Source organism: Corynebacterium sp. HS2168-gen11 (assembly GCF_024834075.1).
Taxonomy (GTDB): Bacteria; Actinomycetota; Actinomycetes; order Mycobacteriales; family Mycobacteriaceae; genus Corynebacterium.
On the sequence record NZ_JANUXR010000001.1, the window covers coordinates 230,977 to 253,067 of the forward strand.

General features: G+C 47.3%; 19 protein-coding genes. 10 read left to right on the plus strand and 9 right to left on the minus strand.

Annotated features, from left to right (window positions below; translation table 11 throughout):
- Nucleotides 1–78: 78 nt before the first annotated feature.
- The 5 genes from NXS99_RS00990 to ychF form a co-directional block, all read right to left on the minus strand.
- A complete protein-coding gene (locus NXS99_RS00990) occupies nt 79–840 on the minus strand; it encodes a hypothetical protein (protein ID WP_259286804.1) in 762 nt (253 codons plus the stop codon).
- The gene (locus tag NXS99_RS00995; RefSeq protein ID WP_259286805.1) at nt 840–4,547 is read right to left on the minus strand and encodes an FtsK/SpoIIIE domain-containing protein; all 3,708 of its coding nucleotides are present in this window, start codon (nt 4,545–4,547) and stop codon (nt 840–842) included. Before NXS99_RS00995 ends, NXS99_RS00990 begins: the two co-directional genes overlap by 1 nt.
- 1,109 nt (nt 4,548–5,656) lie before the next feature.
- Nucleotides 5,657–5,917 (minus strand): hypothetical protein, encoded by a 261-nt coding sequence (locus tag NXS99_RS01000; protein WP_259286806.1) that lies wholly within the window; start codon nt 5,915–5,917, stop codon nt 5,657–5,659.
- Nucleotides 5,918–5,959: 42 nt separating this feature from the next.
- Entirely contained in the window at nt 5,960–6,220 is a 261-nt protein-coding gene (locus NXS99_RS01005; protein ID WP_259286807.1) for a hypothetical protein, read from the minus strand.
- A 618-nt stretch (nt 6,221–6,838) separates the two neighbouring features.
- Nucleotides 6,839–7,924 (minus strand): redox-regulated ATPase YchF, encoded by a 1,086-nt coding sequence (gene ychF / locus NXS99_RS01010; protein WP_259286808.1) that lies wholly within the window; start codon nt 7,922–7,924, stop codon nt 6,839–6,841.
- A gap of 261 nt (nt 7,925–8,185) precedes the next feature.
- Here ychF and NXS99_RS01015 point away from each other — a divergent pair, with 261 nt between their 5' ends.
- From NXS99_RS01015 to NXS99_RS01030, 4 genes are all read left to right on the plus strand, one after another.
- The gene (locus tag NXS99_RS01015; protein WP_259286809.1) at nt 8,186–9,856 is read left to right on the plus strand and encodes a sodium-dependent transporter; all 1,671 of its coding nucleotides are present in this window, start codon (nt 8,186–8,188) and stop codon (nt 9,854–9,856) included.
- A 3-nt stretch (nt 9,857–9,859) separates the two neighbouring features.
- Nucleotides 9,860–10,027, plus strand: a complete 168-nt coding sequence (gene metS / locus NXS99_RS01020; protein WP_259286810.1) for a methionine/alanine import NSS transporter subunit MetS — start codon at nt 9,860–9,862, stop codon at nt 10,025–10,027.
- Between the two features lie 75 nt (nt 10,028–10,102).
- Entirely contained in the window at nt 10,103–11,458 is a 1,356-nt protein-coding gene (locus NXS99_RS01025) for an AI-2E family transporter (RefSeq protein WP_259286811.1), read from the plus strand.
- 14 nt (nt 11,459–11,472) lie between these two features.
- Entirely contained in the window at nt 11,473–12,279 is an 807-nt protein-coding gene (locus NXS99_RS01030; RefSeq protein WP_259286812.1) for a DUF6542 domain-containing protein, read from the plus strand.
- A 57-nt stretch (nt 12,280–12,336) separates the two neighbouring features.
- Here the strand turns inward: NXS99_RS01030 and NXS99_RS01035 are convergent, their stop codons facing one another.
- Nucleotides 12,337–13,290, minus strand: coding sequence for a 4-hydroxy-3-methylbut-2-enyl diphosphate reductase (locus NXS99_RS01035; RefSeq protein WP_259286813.1), 954 nt, complete (start codon nt 13,288–13,290; stop codon nt 12,337–12,339).
- A gap of 39 nt (nt 13,291–13,329) precedes the next feature.
- Between NXS99_RS01035 and xseA the strand changes: the two genes are divergently transcribed.
- Complete coding sequence (xseA, locus tag NXS99_RS01040) at nt 13,330–14,553, plus strand: exodeoxyribonuclease VII large subunit (RefSeq protein ID WP_259286814.1); 1,224 nt, start codon at nt 13,330–13,332, stop codon at nt 14,551–14,553.
- A gap of 30 nt (nt 14,554–14,583) precedes the next feature.
- Nucleotides 14,584–14,829, plus strand: a complete 246-nt coding sequence (locus NXS99_RS01045) for an exodeoxyribonuclease VII small subunit (protein WP_259286815.1) — start codon at nt 14,584–14,586, stop codon at nt 14,827–14,829.
- Nucleotides 14,830–14,869: 40 nt separating this feature from the next.
- Here NXS99_RS01045 and NXS99_RS01050 read toward each other — a convergent pair whose 3' ends face one another.
- Complete coding sequence (locus tag NXS99_RS01050) at nt 14,870–15,442, minus strand: DUF4245 domain-containing protein (RefSeq protein ID WP_259286816.1); 573 nt, start codon at nt 15,440–15,442, stop codon at nt 14,870–14,872.
- Nucleotides 15,443–15,651: 209 nt separating this feature from the next.
- Between NXS99_RS01050 and glpX the strand changes: the two genes are divergently transcribed.
- Together glpX and NXS99_RS01060 are read left to right on the plus strand one after the other, a co-directional pair.
- Nucleotides 15,652–16,668 (plus strand): class II fructose-bisphosphatase, encoded by a 1,017-nt coding sequence (gene glpX, locus NXS99_RS01055; RefSeq protein ID WP_259286817.1) that lies wholly within the window; start codon nt 15,652–15,654, stop codon nt 16,666–16,668.
- A 297-nt stretch (nt 16,669–16,965) separates the two neighbouring features.
- A complete protein-coding gene (locus NXS99_RS01060; protein WP_259286818.1) occupies nt 16,966–18,360 on the plus strand; it encodes a class II fumarate hydratase in 1,395 nt (464 codons plus the stop codon).
- Nucleotides 18,361–18,418: 58 nt separating this feature from the next.
- Here the strand turns inward: NXS99_RS01060 and NXS99_RS01065 are convergent, their stop codons facing one another.
- Nucleotides 18,419–19,099 (minus strand): GntR family transcriptional regulator, encoded by a 681-nt coding sequence (locus NXS99_RS01065; RefSeq protein ID WP_259286819.1) that lies wholly within the window; start codon nt 19,097–19,099, stop codon nt 18,419–18,421.
- Nucleotides 19,100–19,203: 104 nt separating this feature from the next.
- Here NXS99_RS01065 and NXS99_RS01070 point away from each other — a divergent pair, with 104 nt between their 5' ends.
- On the plus strand, nt 19,204–19,851 hold the full coding sequence (locus NXS99_RS01070) for a TetR/AcrR family transcriptional regulator (RefSeq protein ID WP_259286820.1): 648 nt from the start codon (nt 19,204–19,206) through the stop codon (nt 19,849–19,851).
- Between the two features lie 4 nt (nt 19,852–19,855).
- Nucleotides 19,856–21,397 (plus strand): MDR family MFS transporter, encoded by a 1,542-nt coding sequence (locus NXS99_RS01075; protein WP_259286821.1) that lies wholly within the window; start codon nt 19,856–19,858, stop codon nt 21,395–21,397.
- Here NXS99_RS01075 and NXS99_RS01080 read toward each other — a convergent pair.
- Nucleotides 21,394–22,074: a LysR substrate-binding domain-containing protein gene (locus NXS99_RS01080; protein WP_259286822.1), complete on the minus strand. Its 681-nt coding sequence runs from the start codon at nt 22,072–22,074 to the stop codon at nt 21,394–21,396. The two genes, NXS99_RS01075 and NXS99_RS01080, sit on opposite strands and share 4 nt — an antisense overlap.
- Nucleotides 22,075–22,091: the final 17 nt, after the last annotated feature.

The following is a 22,091-nucleotide window of genomic DNA, read 5'->3' on the forward strand; positions in this document are numbered from 1 at the left end:
AAAATATTCAAATCCCTGCTTAAATCCAGAAATTATATAATAAACATCTCCAGAATCTGCAATGGTCCATCGTTACTGCTAATGCTCTAGATTTGCCATGATGGTTATTATAAATACAAAATACCCAAATGCTATCAGGAAATACCACATAACACTGTTGCCAATTGGTCTTTTGGCATTAGCGCCATGCTTCATATCCCAACGTCTACGCATAAACCCGTGCGGCAGGAAACAGATAATTGCCGCCACACCCAGAGGTGATAACAACGCAAAAAAGATATTGACACGTATCAATAGTCCAGCCCAAAGTTCCCCGAAAAACGGTATAAAATGAGAGAAAATATCCGGTAATGGAGAATATGGCACTATGGCGATTACGATCGAAAATACCACAGCCATAGCAGTAATTAAGTCAGCTGTCTTTTGCTCCTCATGAAGCTTTTCTGCTGCAAACTTTTTCTGCAGATTGCGTAACTCTAAATCAAGGTTTTTCCGATCTGCATGCTCTTTCTTGAGTGCTTTTAGTGTCTGCTGAGCAGGCACAAAACTTAATGGCTTACCGGAAGGCGCCATTTTGTTTTTCCGAACTGCACCGTATACGCCTGCTGAGTTTTCCAGAGCCTGCTGCTGCTGATAAATCGCGCGGAAACGTGACTCATAGGCATCAACCATGGTTTGCTTTTCGGCGTCTGCTTTTTCTAAGATTCGCTGTTTCGCCTTACCAGTTTGATCCCTCTGGTCAACTATACGATGTTCAAGCTCTTCACATTTTTTACTCGTTGCTTGAGGTAAATTTTCAAGTTCATAGAATAATGCATAAAAATGCTGCACATTAGTCATTATTTACCCAACCTCGACTCAAGCATGTTACGGAGATTTTTATCTCCAATTTCACTTTCTGACAAAATTGCAATCGGTACAACACTATTACCTCTACGCAATAAACATGTCTTGTTGCTCTCAAGTTTGTTAGCGACATAGCTACCTAGTAACTTCCAAGAATGTTCAGAATCCATGCGCGTTAGCAGTTGTGCTGCGTTGGGGTTCCATTCTAAGAACATATCAATGATATGTTGCTCAAATTCCGCAACCATCACCAGGTGTACACCATGTTGTGGCCCTGTGGTGGATATAAACTTCAGAATTTGTTTAACGTTGTCTGTGCAAAAATCTCCGATATCATGGATGAAGATAATACGCCTACGCTTAGCGCTACCAGTATCGTCGTTAGATGATGCTGCCGATTTTTTGTAAATACGCTGATTGATCTCATCTCGAATTTGTTCAAGCAATTGATAAAAATCTGTCTCATTTTCGACACCAGTCGCAATCTGACTATGAGGCAGTTTCTGATCATCTATATATTCAGCAAAATCAGATTCTGAATCTCTACGTTCAATAAAATCTAGCTGAACCGTTTCGGTGGCATTACTGTTTGCAATGGATGCAAATATAATTTTCGCGATACGTGTATAACCAGAACATAATTCACCAGTAATTATGAGATTCGAAATTCCATTCTGATCATCAAACAATAATTGTTCTATACCGTTATTACTGCGCCCGACGATGGCTACAGTTTGATCGTTATGAATCAACTTTCTTTCGTTGCCGAAGATATCTTCAACAGCAGTTGCTGCACTAGACACAGTGGACAGTGCATCATAGTACTGAGCAATGTCTATTATTTTTCCAGCTGGAAATCTAGCCACTCTTTCAAATTCCTGGAAATCGCCGTCTGAAAGTGTTTCAATCGACATCACCGTACGCAGACCATCTTGCGAATTCGTAGCCGAATAAATGAGCGTGCGGCTGTGATGCATCGCAGGTATATTGTCGGCTGTTTTTGTAGTGTCTCTCACAAGCTGACCATTCTTACCGAAGAACAGCATGGTCTTGTAGTCCTTTGTTACACTGAACTGATCTCCTGGTACATCGCGTAGATCAGTCCAATGCCCAATTACATTGACATTTCGACGTGGGAGCACGCGAATAAAATCGTTCCATCCAGCGCTTTCTGCCACAGATTTAAAATCGGAGTTTTCAGCTCCGAGTAACGCAACAATTACGCGATCTCGATTATTATTCGACAATACAATCTCTTTGACGCATTCTTCCACACAATCAGGTCCATAAACCTCAACATTTGCACCGAGGTTCTTGAGAGTCTCAAACCACCGTTCCATTGATGCTGTTGCGCGGAAATGCGGAATCAACCCGTCAAAACATATAACGCGGATGCTAGGATCGGAAGCCGCAGCAACCGCACTTAAAACTGCAGCTTGCAATGTTGCAATCGCTCGTGGCATTGACTTTTCATCTCCACCCAACAGGAGAACATGAGAACCAGGTATAGGAGAAAATACTGCCTTCGCCACGTTAAATTCAATCGTCGTTTCTTGACCCACCCATAGCGGTAAAGTACCCTCATATTCTTCTGGTCGCGATGCTCTCTCGAGCAGCTGCCTAGCCGTCACAACTGCATCACCCCGATACACTAGAGGACGAGGAGGCAGATCACCTGCAATTTCTGCTTCCTGATAAAGCTGTCCCTGCAACTGATTCGTATATTCCTCATCTGCCCGAGCAACGACAAATAATTGATTTTCACTTGGTAGACCAGCTTGAGGATTAAAGATTGCTTGGCCGCGATATCGAAGCATATGACCGTCTTCGTTCTCTACTCCCATGAATTTAGAAAATTCTCCTGGGCCTAACTGAAGCACAATACGACCAGCGATATTCTCAAAAATCGCCTTATCTTTGTCGCCATAAAAGCTCACACCGCTCAAGGTCTGCGTCGCGAGCATAACATGCAAACCAAAAGACCTTCCCTTGCGTACAAGATCTTCCAGCAAACTCGTAGCCTCTTGAGAGGTTACCTTATTAAAAAGCCCTTGGAATTCGTCGATAATGAGAACCCAGCGAGGCATCACAATCCCTGTTTTCTCGCGTAAATTCCAGATATTTGCCACGCCATTATCGCTGGTAAGGCTCGCTCTTCTTTCCATTTCTTGTTTGAAATGTCGCAATGTAGCCATACCAAAAGCTGCATCACAATTTCTTGTCACAACTTTGGCATTCGGAAGTGGCGGAACCCCATTTTCACCTGCAAACGGTATGAAATCGCCGCCTTCTTTAAAGTCAAGCAAGAATAGTTCGAGTTCATCTCGACGATAGCGAGTTGCCATGGAGTAAATAATGACTTTTAACAAATTGGTTTTACCAGAACCAGCGCGACCACCGATGAGCAAATTCTGGATGTTCGCGTTGGTATCACCCAGCACGAATTCTGTCTGCTGCGTACCCTTGCGTCCCATAGTAATCGCCAAACCATAGTCAGATTTACGCTGTTCCATGGAAATAAGTTCACGCAACGGAATATTCGGGAGTGAGCCTGTTTGAGCAGCCTTAACCACAACTTTTAAGAGGTTCGTATACTCAATATCTAAATGAGCTGGGCTTAGTTTCACCGGGATAGCTGGTTTATCTTTCAGACCAGCTATTTGTATGGTTGCCTGATCGTTTTCAAGAGAAATTACAGATGCGTATTTGTATACCGATTCCACATCTACCCGATCTGGAATCGGAACGTTCGGATCGCGGTGCATGATGACGGATAGACCAGCCGCAGCCCCAGCATGCATCAACTTATCTAAAATCGCCACTGACTTCTGAGACCAGTCTGAAGGAGCGTCTAAAATAACTAAAACACGATAAGGGTATTCATGCTGTCCTGTTTCTTGAATCAAATCCCCCATCGTTCCATGGCTACCTATCGAGGCTTGGGTATTGCCAATAAAATCAAGGTGCTCTTCAAGTGCTTGCTCGAAGGCTCTTTGGATGGGTTGGATGGTTTTGAACAGACCTGCATCGGAGGCACCTGTTGGCATAAAGTTCGCAAGAATTTTGTTACTTCGTGGATTAAATACTGTAACAATTACTTGGCCTGCTGGTACAGCTGTGTATACCTGAGAAACTAGATTCTGTAATAGCGTCTTAAGTGCAGGATCAGTTTGAGCTGCCTCAATGATAATGTGACCAGAGTCAATAAGCGGAAGCCGTGCCATTACCGGAGGTAGCTCGCAATCAAGCACTTCTGGGCCAACTGGCCGAATTTCTCCAACTTCAATCAACTTACGTACAGTAGTTGTTGGCAAACATTCACTAAATGCCTCTGCGGTATCCAGCATTTGAAAATTGGTAACCGCAGTATTTTTCTCAAACTCTCTGGCTGTGTCATGTAAATCTGAAAACAATCGTTTAACTTGAGTACTCGCTTTAGTTTTCAGCGCTTGAAGCTGTTGTTGCAAATCCTTCACAGCTTTACTGAGAGCCTCATCCGCATCAGCACAATGTACCTGCGATTGCTCTTGAATCTGGTTAATTGTCAAATGCAGTTGATTTAATTCGATTCGTCTAGCAACCTCTATATCAGCATGAAGCTCGCCTAAATCAGCTTCAAGAATTTCCGTACGCTCTCGGATAATTTGATCTAAAGCAGCTGCAAGTTCGCGATTGAACTTAATCTGATCCTTTGTTGACATTGATTGAATTGTGCTAGGAGGTTGAGGCAGCTTTGTTGAAACTGTCCTTGACCGTTTATGCAACCGATTTGATTCAAATCTCTGTTTTCTTCCAGGTTTGAGAGTTTCACCTTTCACGCGGTTGCTTTCATTGAGCACCGAATCAGTCACTGCATGATTCTGCACATTCACAATAGCGCCACATTCGAGGCACAGATTCTCAAATATTGTTACCCCACCGCATTGGTTACATTTCGGTTCAGACATTAAGCTACCTATCGTTAATTACGAAGAATGAGCTCAGATTTACGAGCCTTTATCCTCAGTTTTTATAGAAATAATACACTCGATCAACATTCATGAAAAGTATATTTACAGCAAAATCATGCCCCTGAAAAGTAAGTTTGCAACTATTCATTGCATAATTCGTCTTTCTTACTTTCAAGCCTCGACATACTATGGGCTTTGCCTGCATCGAGTGTTCACAGAACCTCAACTATTCCGATTTCGTCGTAACTCTTGCGTAGAATTTGTCACTCACACCATGTTTCAATACCGATCATGGTTCAAGGCGAAGAATAGCTTTGTGATCATCAGCTTTTGTATGCGTTTTCAAAAAATACGATACTAAAAGGTTTTTGTTCAATTACTTTAGTTCGTCAAATATACGTCATTGATCACTTCTATGACTAACCTTAGAAATCGCAGATTACCAAAACACAGCTCGAAAAGCTCACTGGAGCCTGTGTCCACACAAAAAATAGAAAGCACATGGTTGTCACTCCCAGTGCTGATGTATTTACACACTCCTGTGTTGTCATCTAAGAGGGGTCAATCACAATCTCGATTCACCCCATACCCATAGCAAAAGAGCTACGAGAAACACAAAGAGCCAATGCAAATATTTCTGTCATTCAGATCGCTTTTCAACTTCAACTCGTCGAAAAGCAAAGCTACCGTCATGTTCAAAAGTCGCAGATTACTCCAAAAGTAAATCATCTGGGAGTTAGACAGCAATGGAATCTTCCCTGAAAACGCAACTTTCTAGTTTTTACACGATACCTAGTGACGACAGCTAAAGCAGCCGCCACTGATACCAATACAACAATTCTCGAATGCCTATTTTCTCGCTACAGGGTAGTCGATAAGTAGTTGTCAATCGCACTGTCAGCTTTCTTAAGTGCGTCCTGCGCATTTTCCAAAGCCATTATTGATTTTTTTAAAGTCTCATCCATGTCCGTGAGTGCGCTCACAACGGTTCCCACCAAAACATCATTAGTACGATTGCGCGTAGTTTCGAATTCCACCACTTCATCTGCAAGCTTATTCCGAAGCTCGTTAAATCTTTCTTGGATTCTACGAAGTGCTTTTTGTGTTTGCCGAACGCTCATGCGTATTCCTTTCAATCGATATAAAAGAATTACAAACTAGGGTTATATGCTTGCTATATACATTTGCGCGCGTGTGATTGTATCATCCAGCGCTCGGATTGAATTGAAAATTTCATTACTCACATCTTCCAACGTTTGCGCAACTTGGCGGTCAACTCCAACATTCGTGCCACGGAGTGTAGTAATAACTGATCGAATCATTGATTCATTTGAGTGATTAAACCTATTAAGATCATTAATGTAACCATTCGCTTGATAGATAATCCTCTGCAATTCATTTTGAATTTGCTCTACACTATTCACGAGCTTCTCCTTTACACGAAACGTAATTATGTTGCACGTACGGACAATACTTCTCTGAATATATCACCTATTGCAAGAATTATCACGACTTCACATTACTTATAATGCACGCAGCTTAGAGGTTTTTATCAACTTACGGAACTATTCAAATAACCAACGCTTCCAGGTATAAATCCAAGCTGCATTAGGCAAAGCCAATGCACTAGCATCGCATGACATATTTATGAGCGAGATCATTAATCCAGACATAGCAGCTATCAACACAACAACGAAAGCAGCTTATAGGGAGCATCATCGGCAGTGGGACAGTCGCCGAGAAAAGCACGCTTGCCAATGTTCCGCAAGCAATATCAAAGATTGTTGCTAATAGAGCCAATAAGCTTCTTTAGCTATCTGCATAAACTATCAATTGAATCGCACTAATTATTAAAACTTACGTTATAAAGAGGTTAAAAATTAAAAAAGAGTTATTCAGAGCATTATGCCCGAATAACTCTTTTTTATACACCAGTCGCTCAATTCACATCCATCACAGATTCAGAATTGACACAGTATAAATCCCTTTCGGCCGCTTCATCTGCAGATGTCGGAACATATGGAACTAGCATGTTTTTCTAATTACACGTTGAACTTGAATTCCACTACGTCACCATCAACCATGACGTATTCCTTGCCTTCCATGCGCACTTTGCCCTTGGCTTTTGCTTCAGCCATGGAACCTGCCGCATCGAGATCGGCAAAAGAGACAACTTCTGCTTTAATAAAGCCTCGTTCAAAGTCAGTGTGAATCACACCTGCTGCTTTTGGAGCCGTATCGCCCTGATGAATAGTCCAAGCGCGAGACTCCTTTGGCCCTGCAGTCAGATAGGTTTGCAGACCAAGGGTAGCAAAACCAGCGCGAGCCAGTGAGTGCAGGCCAGGCTCGGTTTGACCGACGGACTCAAGCAACTCGAGTGCTTCGTCTTCATCAAGCTCGAGCAATTCCGTTTCGGTTTTCGCATCGAGGAATACGCAGTCCGCTGGAGCAACCAATTCTCGGAGAGTTTGCTTCCGTGCGTCGTCAAGCAGCACTTCTTCATCAGAGTTAAAGACGTAAAGGAATGGCTTGGCGGTCATCAGGTGCAGGTCGCGGAGTTCTGCAAGCGAGATCTCCCCCAGCTTGGCCGCAGAGAATAAGGTGCGGTCATCCTCAAGGATCGCTTGAGCTTGTTTCACGGCGGCGACGTTGGCGGCGAGGTCTTTATTCTTTTTGGCCTCTTTTTCCAATCGCGGCAAAGCCTTTTCAATGGTTTGCAGGTCCGCGAGGATCAATTCAGTGTTAATCACCTGAATATCAGTCTGCGGATCGACTTTGCCGTCGACGTGAATAACATTTTCATCGGCAAAGGCGCGTACGACCTGACAGATCGCATCAGCTTCGCGGATGTTCGCCAAGAAGGCATTACCCATGCCTTCACCTTCCGAAGCGCCTTTGACAATACCTGCGATGTCCACAAAGGAGACGGTAGCAGGCAAGATGCGCTCTGAACCGAAGATTTCAGCCAGGCGGTTCAGACGGGCGTCGGGAAGCTCCACTAAGCCAACATTCGGTTCAATGGTGGCGAATGGGTAGTTCGCGGCGAGTACGTCGTTTCGAGTTAATGCATTAAATAAGGTGGACTTGCCTACATTGGGCAATCCGACAATTCCAAGAGTTAAGGTCACGATATTTCATACTATCATCTTCAGCAACAAACAATGATTCTCAAATAGTGGGAAATAATTTCCCATTTTACGAACAACGCAGTAAGATACTCAACAACGATGCTTCTGAGACAGGCTTCCACCCATAAAGTCTTCACCACTGCATCTTGTTGATTGCACCACATACGCCACCATACGTTCATACAGAAGCTTTCAACTTTGTACCTGCATTTTCTTTTCAGGCAGGTACCACAAGTACTCTATACGAAAGGCATTCTTGTCATGGCACAAGCGGTAGATCCTAGCCAACGCAGAGAAACATTTTCTTCGCGTTGGGTCTTCATTTTGGCAGCGATCGGTTCAGCTGTCGGCCTAGGTAATATTTGGCGTTTCCCTTATACCGCCTTTGAAAATGGTGGCGGCGCCTTCTTGGTTCCATATCTGATCGCGCTGATCACAGCAGGTATCCCACTGCTATTCTTCGACTACGCATTGGGTCACCGCTATCGCGGCTCCGACCCACTCATTTTCCGTCGCATTAAGAGCTGGGCAGAACCAATTGGCTGGATCCAGGTAGGCATCTGTTTCTTCATTACCATTTACTATGCAGCGATTATTGCATGGGCTGGCCTGTATACGGTCAAATCCGTGAACCAGGTCTGGGGTGACGACCCAAACACCTACTTCTTCCAAGACTTCCTGCAGATGGATGCAAGTCAAACCTTCTCCTTAGACTTCGTTGGTGAAATCTTTGTTGCACTCGCAGTCGTGTGGGTTGGCGCAATCATCGTATTGGCAATGGGTGTTGATTCCGGCATTGGCCGCATCTCGAAAATTTTCATGCCGCTGCTGACTGTCTTGTTCGTAATCGTTGTAGTACGTGCATTGTTCTTGCCAGGTGCTGTCGACGGTCTGAACACCTTCTTCACGCCAAAATGGGATGTCCTGTCGAACCCAACCGTGTGGGTGGCAGCCTATGGCCAGATCTTCTTCTCCTTGTCGGTATCCTTCGGCATTATGATGACCTACTCGTCATACTTAAAGCCACGTACCAACTTAACTGGCACTGGTTTGGTAACCGCGTTTGCAAACTCTTCCTTTGAAGTGTTGGCAGGTATCGGCGTATTCGCAGCATTAGGCTTCATGGCTTTGCAGCAAGGTGTCGGCGTTGAAGAAGCTGCTTCTGGCGGCATCGGCTTGGCCTTTATCGCCTTCCCAACCATTATTAACGAAATGCCATTGGGTGCACTGTTCGGCGTACTGTTCTTCGGTAGCTTGACTGTTGCAGGTTTTACCTCCTTGTTCTCCTTGTTCGAAGTAGTGGTCTCAGCTGTGAAAGACAAGACCAACTGGTCTCGTAAGGCGACTTCCCTGACTACCGGTGCCCTCATGGCGATCCTCTCCTTGACCTTGTTCTCCACCACTGCTGGCCTGGTCAACTTGGATATTATGGACAAGTTCACCAACAACGTCGGTATTGTGGCAATCGCACTGATCATTATCTTCGTCTTCGACTGGATTCTGCGCCGTATCGATGAAGTTGCTGGCCACCTGAACATGGTTTCCTCCTTCCGCGTTGGCATTATCTGGCGTATCTGCATCGTGAATATCACCACCTTGGTTTTGGGTTATTTCTTGCTCCAAGAATTGATCAGCCTGATCAAGGAGCCATATGGTGGCTACACCACCAGCCAGGTTGCAATCTATGGTTGGGGTACCTTGGGTACTATCTTGGTTGTCTCACTGATCATGAGCTCACTAGCTTGGCCAAAGGGCTTGCCAATTGATGGCCCTCCAGGCTCCGACTTCGGTATCGAGCCAGAAATCTCTCGTGTGCCACAAGTACCACGCCAGTTCGATCCCGACGCTGATCGCATTGCAGGTTTTGCAATCGAGCAGTACAAGAAGGAAAAGCAAGCAAAGAAGCAAGAATCCAAGAAAGCACGAGGCTAAATCATGACCGGAACTGCGATTACCATGATGGTGCTGTACATCTCTGTGATCTGGGGCGGCTTTATTGCCACGCTCATTCACCTGCAGCGTCACCCTGATGAAGAGTCAGGTAAGTTGGGCACTCATGCGTTTGCAACTGACGAAGTCTTGATTGCACAAGAAATTCGTTAAGTATTCAATGAAGTCTTAAGCGACATGGGGCGGTGGTAGCTACCACTGCCCCATTGTTTATGCGAAGATAAAACAGTGTCTGAACATAACCACGCTCCCGCAGTCAGTGAGGAAGCCGCAGAAGTCTTCGAGCAACTCCAACCAGATGTCGAAGATCTCGAAAATATCGATCGTGCCGAAATCATCGCTGATGGCATTCGCGCGCTCGCATCTTGGAGTTTGAGACTGCTCCTGATAGCAGCGGCAGCTTTTATGGGCTGGTACGTCTTAAGCCAAGTCTGGCGTGGTATCTTACCAGTCGCCTTTGCATTGATAATTTGCACCGTTCTCTGGCCGCCAGTTGCAGCTATGCGCCGAATTGGATTTCCAAAAGGACTTGCCTCCTTCGCCGCAGTTCTTGGCGCTTTAGGTTCTATGGGATTCGTCCTCTGGGTGATTACGCCAAATATCGCAGGGCAATCCCAAACCTTGTATTACCAAGCCATTGAAGCAGTTCAGCGCCTTCAGCTCTGGCTCCAAGGCCCACCTTTTAATCTCGACTCCGAACAACTGGCCGATCGTGTGAATGCAGCTGCTCAATGGATTCAACAACAAGGTGGTGCCATTGCCAGTGAGATTTTCACCGGTCTTGGCGTAGCTACATCTGTCGTAGTCACTGGCGGTATCGTCGCAGTATTAACCTTCTTCTTCCTCAAAGATGGTGACAATTTCTTGCCGTGGCTCCGTGGTGTCGTCGGTAAGCGCGCAGGTTGGCATTTAACTGAATTATTAACCCGTGCATGGCGCACCTTATCTGGCTATATTCGGGCCCAAGCAATAGTGTCGCTTGCCGACGCAGTGTTTATCGGCATTGGTTTAATTATTCTCGGTGTTCCAATGGCGTTTGCACTGGCAGTCTTAACCTTTATTGCAGGATTTATCCCAATTGTCGGTGCGTTTGTCGCAGGTACGTTATCAGTCATGATCGCACTGGTTTCTCTTGGCGTGACCAAAGCAATCGCCACCTTGATCTTGGTGTTATTAGTCCAACAAATCGAAGGCAATATTCTTTCTCCACTGCTGCACTCTCGTGCCATGAACCTGCATCCTGTCATTGTGTTAATCTCCATCACCATTGGCGGATCATTATTCGGCATCATTGGAGCTTTTTTGGCCGTACCTACAGCCGCCATGATCGCAGTGTTGCTGCGCTATATCCACGATATGATTGCCCTACGCTCGGGCGAGAAAACCGCCGCTGATATTGAGTTTGCAACTGCTGCCGGATCCTTAACTGGCCAATGGGGTGAGGCGATGGGCAAAAAACTCCTTGAGGATCGCCGCGCTCAGGCACAACTATCTATGAGCGGAGAAGATAAACACGCGCTACTGGATATCATTAATGTTGCGCCAAAAACAGTGGCGAAAGTGTTTAAGAAAACTAAACACTAGTAGAATTAAGTTTTGTGACTAAAGCATCGGTATCTCAATCAACTCCCCCATTTTTTGGTTTTCCAGCATGGGTGTCTTTTGCGATCCTTGCGATCGGCGTCTGTTGCAGCATGCTACCAGTGTTTCTCAGCGCTGCCGTCACATTCTCGTTTTTCTTAGTCTTAATTCTTACGATCATCTTCGTTGCCGTTCTCACCGCACCACGCGCACTATTTTTAGTGGTCGGCAGCATCCCGTTTGTATGCGCTATTGCGCTCGTGTCTGCCGGTGTTTTAACGGTCGTCCGCTCGTCGAGCCACCAGAATTGGGATTTCAGTGCCACAGAAAAAATTACGATGCTGTATCCACTGTTCCAGTTCTTTCCAGTTATGCTGGTGATTTCGCTCGTAGCTGCCGCGATCGCGGCGATTCGGTATGTACTGTTAAAGCGCTATGTGCGCACGGTTACCGTCAAACAAGCTCAGCTTCGACAGCAAGAATCTGAATCCAATAAACGCACAAATGCACAGTCTGCACAGGCACGCGCACGGATTCATCGTCGTATGCCTCGCGAAGGACAAACTGTCACCGTAGAAGAATTGCTCAAGCGCACACAAGCTCCGACACATGCTTCACGACGCACACCAGTGACCCAAACTCCGCTGGATCAGCGTCAAGCGCACACCTTTGCTCCAAAACCTATGCGCACCCGCAACCAGCAGCAAGCGCCACAGCCACCTGCTGACGATTCATCACCGATTGCAACTGAACCACCAAATTTCAGACCAAAGAGATTCTTTGGCCGCTCAGTCGATCTCAATAAAGACCTTTATGATGAATAAACCGTGGCCACTGCCCTTCAAGAACAAGGCAGTGGCCACGGTGGTATAGCACTCGTACTAGGCTCGTGGTGGTCGTAAATCACGCGGCAATGCGAAGGTAATCTTTTCAGCAGCAGTGCGAACTTCCTCAACCTCATCAAAGCCATGCTGTGCTAACAGCTCCAATACCCCAGTGACTAAGATTTCTGGCACCGATGCTCCAGAGGACACCCCAATGGTTGTCACCCCTTCAAACCAGGCAGGATCAATTTGATGAGCATAATCAACCAGGTATGAAGCCTTTGCGCCAGATTGCAAGGCAACTTCTACCAACCGCTTGGAATTGGAAGAGTTCTGAGATCCCACCACAATGACAAGATCAGCCGCCTCGCTAATTTTTTTCACCGCAACTTGGCGATTCTGCGTCGCATAGCAGATATCATCACTTGGTGGATCCTGCAATTGCGGATATTTCTGATGCAAGAGCGTGACGATTTCCATCGTCTCATCAACCGACAGCGTAGTTTGTGACAACCACATAAGTTTGTCTTCATCAGCCAAAAACTCAGGCAGCGCATCAACACCTGCAACGCCATCCACTAAATGCGTGACTTCTGGGGCTTCACCGGTGGTACCTTCAACTTCTTCGTGCCCCTGATGCCCGATAAATAAAATATGGTAGCCATCACGGGCAAAGCGTTTAACCTCATTATGCACCTTGGTAACCAACGGACAACTAGCATCAAGCGTTTTTAATGAGAGTTTCTCGGCTTCTGCATGCACAGCTGGGCTGACTCCATGAGCCGAAAACACAAGATGAGAGCCTGCTGGGACCTCAAATGTTTCATCAACAAAAATCGCACCGCGTTCTGCGAGGGTATCCACTACATACCGGTTGTGCACGATCTCCTTGCGCACATACACTGGAGTTCCGTACTTCTCTAAGGCACGTTCGACAGTTTCGACTGCGCGATCGACGCCAGCGCAGTATCCTCGAGGTGCGGCAAGTAATACTTTCTTGTGTGAGCTCATAGCGACTAAGTCTAAACCAAAAGGAGAACTTCCCCCACTGTGGCAGCTAAAAACACCCCAGAGACAGCTTTTCCTGTCCGCGAGTTCAATAAACAAGTCAAGGGTTGGATCGATCGACTTGGCAATATTTGGGTTGAAGGACAAGTCGCTCAAGTCCAGACTAAACCCAATTGGCAACTGGCCTACATTACGTTGCGCGACGTGGCCGAAGAAAACAGTCTTTCTGTGACCTGCTCCTCTGCTTTAGCCAAAGGGCTAGAAGCTGGTGCACGGGTGGTAGTCTTAGGTAAACCATCATTTTATGAAGGTCGCGGCAGCTTTTCGCTTGCAGTCACAGAGATTCAACACGTTGGTTTAGGTGCGTTATTAGAGCGCATTGCCAAACTGCGGATGCAACTGCAAACTGAAGGTCTTTTTGATCCAAAGCACAAGCGCCCACTGCCATTTTTGCCGCGCACAATTGGGTTGATTACTGGCCGTGGTTCCGCCGCGGAGCGAGACGTGCTTTCTGTTGCACAACGTCGCTGGCCAGAAGTGCAATTCCGCGTGGAAAACACTGCTGTTCAAGGTCCACGCGCGGTTCCGGAAATTATTCGCGCGCTCGAAATCTTAGATGCCGATCCAAACGTGGATGTCATTATTATTGCGCGCGGCGGCGGCTCAGTCGAAGATCTCCTGCCATTTTCCGAAGAAAGCTTACAACGCGCCGTTTTCGCAGCACATACCCCAGTGGTATCTGCGATCGGACATGAACCGGATAACCCAATTTTAGATAATACTGCCGATCTGCGAGCAGCAACTCCAACAGATGCGGCGAAAATGGTGGTTCCTGACGTGCTTGCCGAAAAACGCCTCTTAGCTGAGCTCCGTCATCGCGGCGCTCAGGCCTTGCAAGGATGGGTGCAGCGCGAACAACAGGGATTGCGCAACGCCAAGCAACGCCCAGCGCTTGCCAACCCCTTGTTACAAGTAGAACGCTACGCTGAGGAACTTGACCGCCATCGCACTGCTTTACGACGCAGTCTCGAACTTCTCATCACCACGCAACACACCAAAATCACTGCGCTACGCCAGCAAGTTGCAGCCCTGGGGCCAGCGGCTACTCTGGCACGTGGGTATGCTGTCATGCAGGTTATTCCACGTGACGGCAGTGAACCAGAAGTGGTCATGGATGTCGAGCAGGCACCACCGGGTAGTCAATTACGCATTCGCGTCGCTGGCGGTTCAGTGACCGCAGTTTCGATGAGTACCCAATCAAGTTAATATTAGATTTCACCTTCAAGGAGCACAGATATGAACGATATGGTTATTGGACGCGGGACAAATAATCTCAACTTTGATCCAGTGGAGTCTTTAAGCTATGAACAAGCTCGTGATGAATTAGTCGAAATCATCACACATTTAGAGCGCGGTCAGATGAGTTTAGATGAATCATTAAAGTTTTGGGAGCGTGGCCAAGCACTGGCCGCCTACTGTGAAACACAATTACAAGGTATTCAACAACGTATTACCCAAGCCTTGGAACAACACGAACGTTAATGTACATAAGGCCCGTATACAGTGACGTCGCTGCAGTATTTTAAGACGTCACTGAGATTGGGTCGGTATGCAGAGTTCGAGCGATAATATCGTCGAACTCTGCATCGGTTGCTGCACCTTCAAATAACACTCGGGCATCGCCAAGGTCAATCACACGCACATCGCGGACACCGCGCTCGTCTGAGGTAAAGACCTGCACGTCATGGCCTTCAATTTGATACGTACGAGTATGTTCTCGCAATTCATCATCATAACTGTCAATCACAGTTTCTAGTGGTACTGCAGTTTGCGTCATTTGGATATACCCAGTTTTAGCAATCACCCAGCCAACTACCGGCGCCGGTTGACCGCCTACTGCACCACGACGAGCGGAATTGGTGATCCATTCGGCAGGGGCTGCCGGTAAACGCACCGGAAAAGGCATGGCTCGTGCTTCAAGACTGAAGAAAGTTGCGGCATCAACTTTATGAACTTCTGCAAATTCAGCCGTGTCCTTGCCGAATGTACACATGCCAGTAAAGCCCACCGAAAGTGCCATCACAATCACGATCGCGACCAATGAATAAGTAATATCGCGTCCTGATTGAAAGATCCTTGGTTTTTCTTCTGCCATAGCAACCAGTATTGCATGATTTCTTTTTCACACAAACCAAACAGCTCACCTTCGGTATTTTTTGCAATTTTGATCACTGTTTCCCCATTATGGGGGCAATAAGGCTGCCATTTATTGGCTTAAAGTGTCACAATCAGAGTGCAACATAGTTCGAGTTTTACCCTTTCGAACAATCTTTCAGCCAATACCCAAGGAGGCTCAAGCTTTTCATGTCCGATCAACATTCGGGAACTCCAGACCGTAACCTCGCCCTTGAACTCGTTCGCGTCACTGAAGCCGCCGCATTAGCATCAGGTCGCTGGGTAGGCCGTGGCAAGAAGAATGAAGGCGATGGTGCAGCCGTTGATGCTATGCGTAAACTGATTAACTCAGTGCATATGAATGGTGTGGTTGTTATTGGCGAAGGCGAAAAAGACGAAGCACCAATGCTGTTCAATGGCGAACATGTTGGAACTGGCGAAGGCGCTGAGGTTGATATTGCAGTGGACCCAATCGATGGCACCACCTTGATGGCAGAGGGACGACCAAATGCAATTTCCGTACTTGCAGCAGCAGAGCGCGGCAGCATGTTTGATCCGTCTGCAGTGTTTTATATGAAAAAGATCGCTGTTGGGCCAGAGGCAGTCGGCGTGATCGATATTACTGCCCCAGTTGAACACAATATTCGAGCAGTAGCCAAGGCGAAAGGTATTTCACCATCCGATGTCACCGTTGTGGTATTGGATCGACCTCGTCATGAAAGCCTCATTCGTGATATTCGCGATGCAGGTGCCAAGGTTCGTCTCATTCGTGACGGCGATGTGGCAGGTGCGGTTGCAGCAGCAAAAGATTCTAATGCAATTGACATTATGATGGGCATCGGTGGCACTCCAGAAGGCATTATTACCGCCTGTGCAATGAAGTGCATGGATGGCGAAATCCAGGGCATGTTGGCGCCAAAAGATGAGCAAGAAGCTGAAAAAGCGCGCGCTGCAGGCCATGATCTATCCCGGGTGTTAACCACCAACGATTTAGTGTCTTCCGATAACTGTTATTTTGTCGCAACCGGTGTCACCAATGGCGATATGTTGCGTGGTGTTTCGTATCGGAAGAATGGTGCGACGACGCGTTCGCTGGTCATGCGATCAAAGTCTGGCACGGTTCGCTTTATTGAATCGGTACACAAGCTAGCAAAACTGCAGTCCTACTCAGTGGTTGATTATCTGCCAAAGGATGGATCACTCTAAGAGAGCCGCGGTTACCACTTTGCCTGTGTACTACCCAGAAAACAGGACCAGGCAAGTGGGAAAGGCCGTTTAGGGGTGATTCATCCCACTGCAACAGTTTTGTGTGCCACATTGCCACACTTTTGGGCAATTGTGGTACATACTTGAAGAAGCAAGATCTGCCGTGCACTCCGATCTATTGCGATGGAACTGGCGAGCACGAAGCGATCTTCATCTACCCTAGTTTCACTATTGCCGCTAAGAACGTTTGCATCAGCGTGCGTCTTTGCGAGCAATACACCACGATTGGATACCTTTATGACTGAATACCGCATTGAACATGACACCATGGGCGAAGTAAAGGTCCCTGTGAACGCTTTGTGGCGAGCACAGACCCAGCGCGCTGTTGAGAACTTCCCAATCTCCGGCCGCGGCTTGGAAGCAACCCAGATTCGTGCAATGGGTCTGCTCAAGGCAGCTTGTGCACAGGTGAATAAAGATCGTGGCCTTTTGGACACTGCGCAAGCAGATGCCATCATCGCCGCTGCAAAGGAAATCGCTGCAGGTAAGCACGATGCTGAATTCCCAATCGATGTGTTCCAGACTGGTTCCGGCACCTCTTCGAATATGAACACCAACGAAGTTATTGCATCTATCGCAAAGGCAAACGGCGTTGAGGTTCACCCTAATGACCACGTTAATATGGGCCAGTCCTCCAATGACACCTTCCCTACTGCAACCCATGTTGCAGCCACTGAAGCCGCTGTCACCGACCTGATTCCAGGATTGAAGGTACTGCACGCATCTTTGGCAAAGAAGGCTGAAGAATGGAAGCATGTAGTCAAGTCTGGTCGCACCCACTTGATGGACGCTGTGCCAGTGACATTGGGCCAGGAATTCGCAGGCTACGCTCGTCAGATTGAAGCTGGCATCGAACGTATCGAAGCTACTCTCCCACGCTTAGGCGAACTCCCAATTGGCGGTACCGCTGTTGGTACCGGTTTGAATACTCCAGCTGATTTCGGTGCTAAAGTCACCGCTGAGCTGGTTAATCTCACAGGCGTTGCTGAATTGAAAGAATGTGTCAACCACTTCGAAGCACAAGCAAACCGCGACGGCCTGGTTGAATTCTCCGGCGCAATGCGCTCGGTTGCAGTGTCATTGAACAAGATCGCCAATGACATTCGTTGGATGGGCTCTGGCCCACTGACCGGCTTGGGCGAAATTCACTTGCCAGATCTGCAGCCAGGTTCTTCCATCATGCCAGGCAAGGTCAACCCAGTGCTCTGCGAGACGGCAACCCAGGTGGCAGCTCAAGTTATCGGTAACGATGCAGCTGTGGCATTCGCAGGCTCTCAAGGTCACTTCGAACTCAACGTGTTCATCCCAGTTATGGCACGCAACGTTCTCGAATCTGCTCGCCTGTTGGCAAATACTGCACGTCAGTTCGCAACCAAGCTCGTTGATGGCATTGAGCCAAATGTCGAGCGTATGCGTACCTTGGCAGAGTCGTCTCCTTCGATTGTGACTCCATTGAACTCCGCAATTGGCTACGAGAACGCAGCGAAAGTTGCCAAGACCGCTCTCAAGGAAGGCAAGACCATCCGTCAAACCGTCATTGACTTGGGCTTCGTTGATGGTGAAACCTTGACCGAGGAAGAACTCGACAAGCGTCTCGACGTTCTTGCAATGGCAAATACTGATCGCGACTAATCATCCAAACGCCGCTGATGACGTTCGTGTCACCAGCGGCGTTTTTTGTTGTCTCCGGTTAGGAGGATGTTGCGGCTTGATCCTCAAGGAGCTGTGTCATTGTGCGACACGAACGATCAATAAGCATTTCCAGCTCAACGATCGCGGCATCAATATTGCCAGCTTCTAATAACTTCAGAATGTAGTAATTTTTCTCAATATACGGACGCAAATCTGATTCGTCTTGGCCCGAAGTCATAAACACCAATCGCGCCTGAGCCAACACAATATGTCCGATACGTTCAAGACGCTCACTTTGCAAACTCGTAAATATCGCCATATGGAAATTGGTATTTGCAACTGATGCAAATTTCCAATCATGAACAGCCATCGCGGTTTCTGCTTGTTGGCAGGCTATACGCATCGTCGCCAAGCAACATTCACTTGCACTTGGACTGCGGAAAATCTCACGCATACAGGAAGTCTCTGCCAACCGGCGCATTAAATAAAGATCTTCCAAATCGGCGACAGTAAACGCCCGTACGAATACTCCGCGGTGCGGATAATGAATCAATAAACCATCTTGAATCAGCACTTGGAAGGCTTCGCGCAGCGTATTACGCGAAACACCGTATTTTTCAGTCATCGCGATTTCCAACAGACGCTCATTGGGTTGGAACTCACCATCGAGAATCGCGCGGGAAATATGCTGGTAGAGCGCGTGTGGAGTGGTAATTCCAGCGATTTTAATACGAGGCATATACTTGCTTCCGCTCTAACGTTCAAGGCTAATTGCCATTCCTTCATGCCAGCCTACCAAAAATTTTTTTACTCGGTAAACTTTTCTCGTGTAGGGTAGCTATCATGGCTTCATCGACACCCAAGTATAACCTGCGTGAGCAAAAACGACGCAAAACACATGCCGCTATTGAGCTCACTGCCACTCAATTAGTCGCTGCACAAGGGTTTAGCCAGGTGCGAATCGACGATATTTGTCGTCATGTCTCGATTTCCAAACGTACGTTCTTTAATTATTTTGATTCTAAAGAAACTGCAGTCCTTGGCAGCCCACTTGCCATGCCTGACGAAACTGCACTCAATACCTTTGTCGAAACATCTCATCGCAATTTACCGAAAGCCATCATCACGTTCATTTTGGATCATGTTCTTACCACTGATCAAAGCATCTTTGAACCAAGTGAGATTGCCTTACTTGTGCAACGTCGCAAGCAAATTATCCGCGACAATAAACTTCTCGGCTTGGAAGTTTATTCCAATTACGCAACCTTCCAATCTCAGCTTGCTGAACTGCTCACTGCGTATTTAACGCAGCACCCCACAGCCCAACTGCACCCGCATACACCGATTTCAGAGCAAGCACGGGCGCTCAGTCTAGCTGCAACCTCTGCAATTCGTTTAGGCTACTATGCTTGGGTCGAACCAACCTGTACCCAAGATTTACGAGACTGCTGTTTTGACGCATTATCCCTCTTACACTTAAGTACACAATAAATTTATGTCTAATTCCCACATTTCTCCTGCTTTTCACTCCACTCCATCAGCGTCGATCAAGCCAGTCATTGCAGCATTAATGCTGGCAAGTTTTATCGGCTCATTAGGGCAAATGATTTTTACCACCTCACTGCCAACCATCGTTGGTGAATTCGGTGGGATTAGCCAAATGACGTGGGTCATCTCAGGCTTTTTGCTCGGGCAGACCATTGCCCTGCCAATTTTTGGCAAAATTGGCGATTTAGTCAATCGAAAACCATTATTTATTGGCGCAAATATCTTATTTTTGTTCGGTTCGACACTTGGTGCAATGGCAACTGGAATGACCATGTTGATTACTGGTCGTGCCTTACAAGGCATTGCGGGTGGCGCAATGATGATTCTGTCTCAAGCAATTACCGCCGAAGTCACCACGGTGCGCGAGCGTGGGAAATATATGGGCATCATGGGTGCCGCCTTTGGCGTTGCATCAGTGCTTGGCCCAATTCTTGGTGGCTGGATTACTGATCATATTGGGTGGCGTTGGGGCATGTGGCTGAATCTTCCACTTGGATTGATCACAATTTTTGTCACGCTGCGCTATATGAAGCTCGAATCGAAACCGCCTCATTTTACTCTTGATTTTGCAGGTACCGCTTGTATGGCAACTGCCACAACTGCCATTGTGTTATTGGCAACCTGGGGTGGTCGCGATTATGCCTGGACCGATTCTGTGATTCTCACCTTGGCATTGCTGGCTGTGGTTGCCACCATCTGCTTAGTCATTGTCGAGCAGAAGGTTCGCGATCCACTGATCCCGCTGCAATTATTCCGCTCTCGTAATTTCACCTTGGCCACTTTAGCAGGTGTTGCGGTTGGTATTTTAATGTTCGGCACCTTGGCGTATATGCCAACCTATATCCAAATGGTGCATAGCTTACCGGCTTCTCATGCTGGGTATATGATGATTCCGCTCATGGCAGGCATGGTGGTGACCTCTATGGGAATCGGAAATATTGTGTCGCGTTTTGGTCGCTACAAGATCTACCCCATTATCGGGCAGGTGATCATTGCGCTCGCATTGCTGTGTTTAGGTGTGTTATCGCCGCAAGCATCACTGATAACAGTCGGTGCAGTCTTGGCATTATTCGGCTTTGGTCTCGGCTTAAGCATGCAAATTTTAATCTTAATTGTGCAAAATGCATTCCCGTTGCATCTCGTAGGCACCGCCACTGGCACAAATAATTTCTTCCGCCAAGTTGCCGGCACTGTTGGCTCAGCAGTGGTTGGAAGTATCTTTTTAACGCACTTACACGACCAACTCGTCGCTCGCCTGCCTGAGGCCTTAAGCCAAGTCGGAGATCCGGCATTAAGCGCCCAGCTTGCACAAGGCAATGGTTTAACCCCCGCCATCGTTGCAACGTTGCCACCAGTCGTCCAAGACGCCATTGCGCTGAGCTACCACCACGCCTTAAGCCCAGTATTTTTCATGCTCGCCCCATTAAGCGTCTTAGCAGCAATCATGCTGTCATTCATCACCGAAGAACAGCTCCGCGAAACCGCTTAACGTTTCCCGCGCGCCCGCTTCGACCGTTGCTGTGCGCGCGGTTTGTTTATCTTCCGCACAACTGCTTGTCGACGCTGTTTCTTCTCCTGCGCTTTCTGGGCAGCGGTACGTTTCGGCTGGGCTTGGCGCGAAGAATTAGGCCTGCGACCTTTAGCAATGCCAACAAAATCTTGAATGGCATCGCTATCATGTTCTTTTAGCCACACCAGCGCAATGCTGGTGATTGGCTGATCGCCGCGATATTCACGATGCTCAATCATTTTGCCACTGAGTGCTTTTAACAGTGGTCGCGGCGCTACCACCACACCCACATTGGCAGCCACAACTTGCAAATATTGTCGAATTGCTCCTATATCAACGTGCCCTGAGGCAGGTAGCTGATAATGAATGATCTCATCTTGCAAGTCAGCCGCAGCAAGGTGATCTAATAAGGTTAAGGTGTGGTCTTTTGGCAGGGCAACACCGGACTGCTCGTCGTAAAGCTTGACGACGTGGAAGCGTTCATCAATGCGCGCATCAGGGATACGCGTTAAGGCCATATCAACCTTGCCTGCCAGCAAAATACCAAAGGCATCATCATCAGAAACGGTGGCCAAACTGCCATGGGTGGTGTGCTGTTGGAAGCGGCGTAACCACTTGTCGGGTTCGGTTCCTGTCACAAAGCTTAGAGATACCATAGCTTAATGCTACCCTT

Coding starts and splice junctions, on each gene's coding strand:
- NXS99_RS01065 (WP_259286819.1), bottom strand. CDS start 19,099: ATGCCTCGTATTAAAATCGCTGGAATTACCACTCCACACGCGCTCTAC.
- NXS99_RS01050 (WP_259286816.1), bottom strand. CDS start 15,442: ATGGCAGAAGAAAAACCAAGGATCTTTCAATCAGGACGCGATATTACT.
- NXS99_RS00990 (WP_259286804.1), bottom strand. CDS start 840: ATGACTAATGTGCAGCATTTTTATGCATTATTCTATGAACTTGAAAAT.
- NXS99_RS01000 (WP_259286806.1), bottom strand. CDS start 5,917: ATGAGCGTTCGGCAAACACAAAAAGCACTTCGTAGAATCCAAGAAAGA.
- NXS99_RS00995 (WP_259286805.1), bottom strand. CDS start 4,547: ATGTCAACAAAGGATCAGATTAAGTTCAATCGCGAACTTGCAGCTGCT.
- metS (WP_259286810.1), top strand. CDS start 9,860: ATGACCGGAACTGCGATTACCATGATGGTGCTGTACATCTCTGTGATC.
- glpX (WP_259286817.1), top strand. CDS start 15,652: ATGTCCGATCAACATTCGGGAACTCCAGACCGTAACCTCGCCCTTGAA.
- NXS99_RS01060 (WP_259286818.1), top strand. CDS start 16,966: ATGACTGAATACCGCATTGAACATGACACCATGGGCGAAGTAAAGGTC.
- NXS99_RS01035 (WP_259286813.1), bottom strand. CDS start 13,290: ATGAGCTCACACAAGAAAGTATTACTTGCCGCACCTCGAGGATACTGC.
- NXS99_RS01070 (WP_259286820.1), top strand. CDS start 19,204: ATGGCTTCATCGACACCCAAGTATAACCTGCGTGAGCAAAAACGACGC.
- NXS99_RS01045 (WP_259286815.1), top strand. CDS start 14,584: ATGAACGATATGGTTATTGGACGCGGGACAAATAATCTCAACTTTGAT.
- NXS99_RS01015 (WP_259286809.1), top strand. CDS start 8,186: ATGGCACAAGCGGTAGATCCTAGCCAACGCAGAGAAACATTTTCTTCG.
- NXS99_RS01080 (WP_259286822.1), bottom strand. CDS start 22,074: ATGGTATCTCTAAGCTTTGTGACAGGAACCGAACCCGACAAGTGGTTA.
- NXS99_RS01075 (WP_259286821.1), top strand. CDS start 19,856: ATGTCTAATTCCCACATTTCTCCTGCTTTTCACTCCACTCCATCAGCG.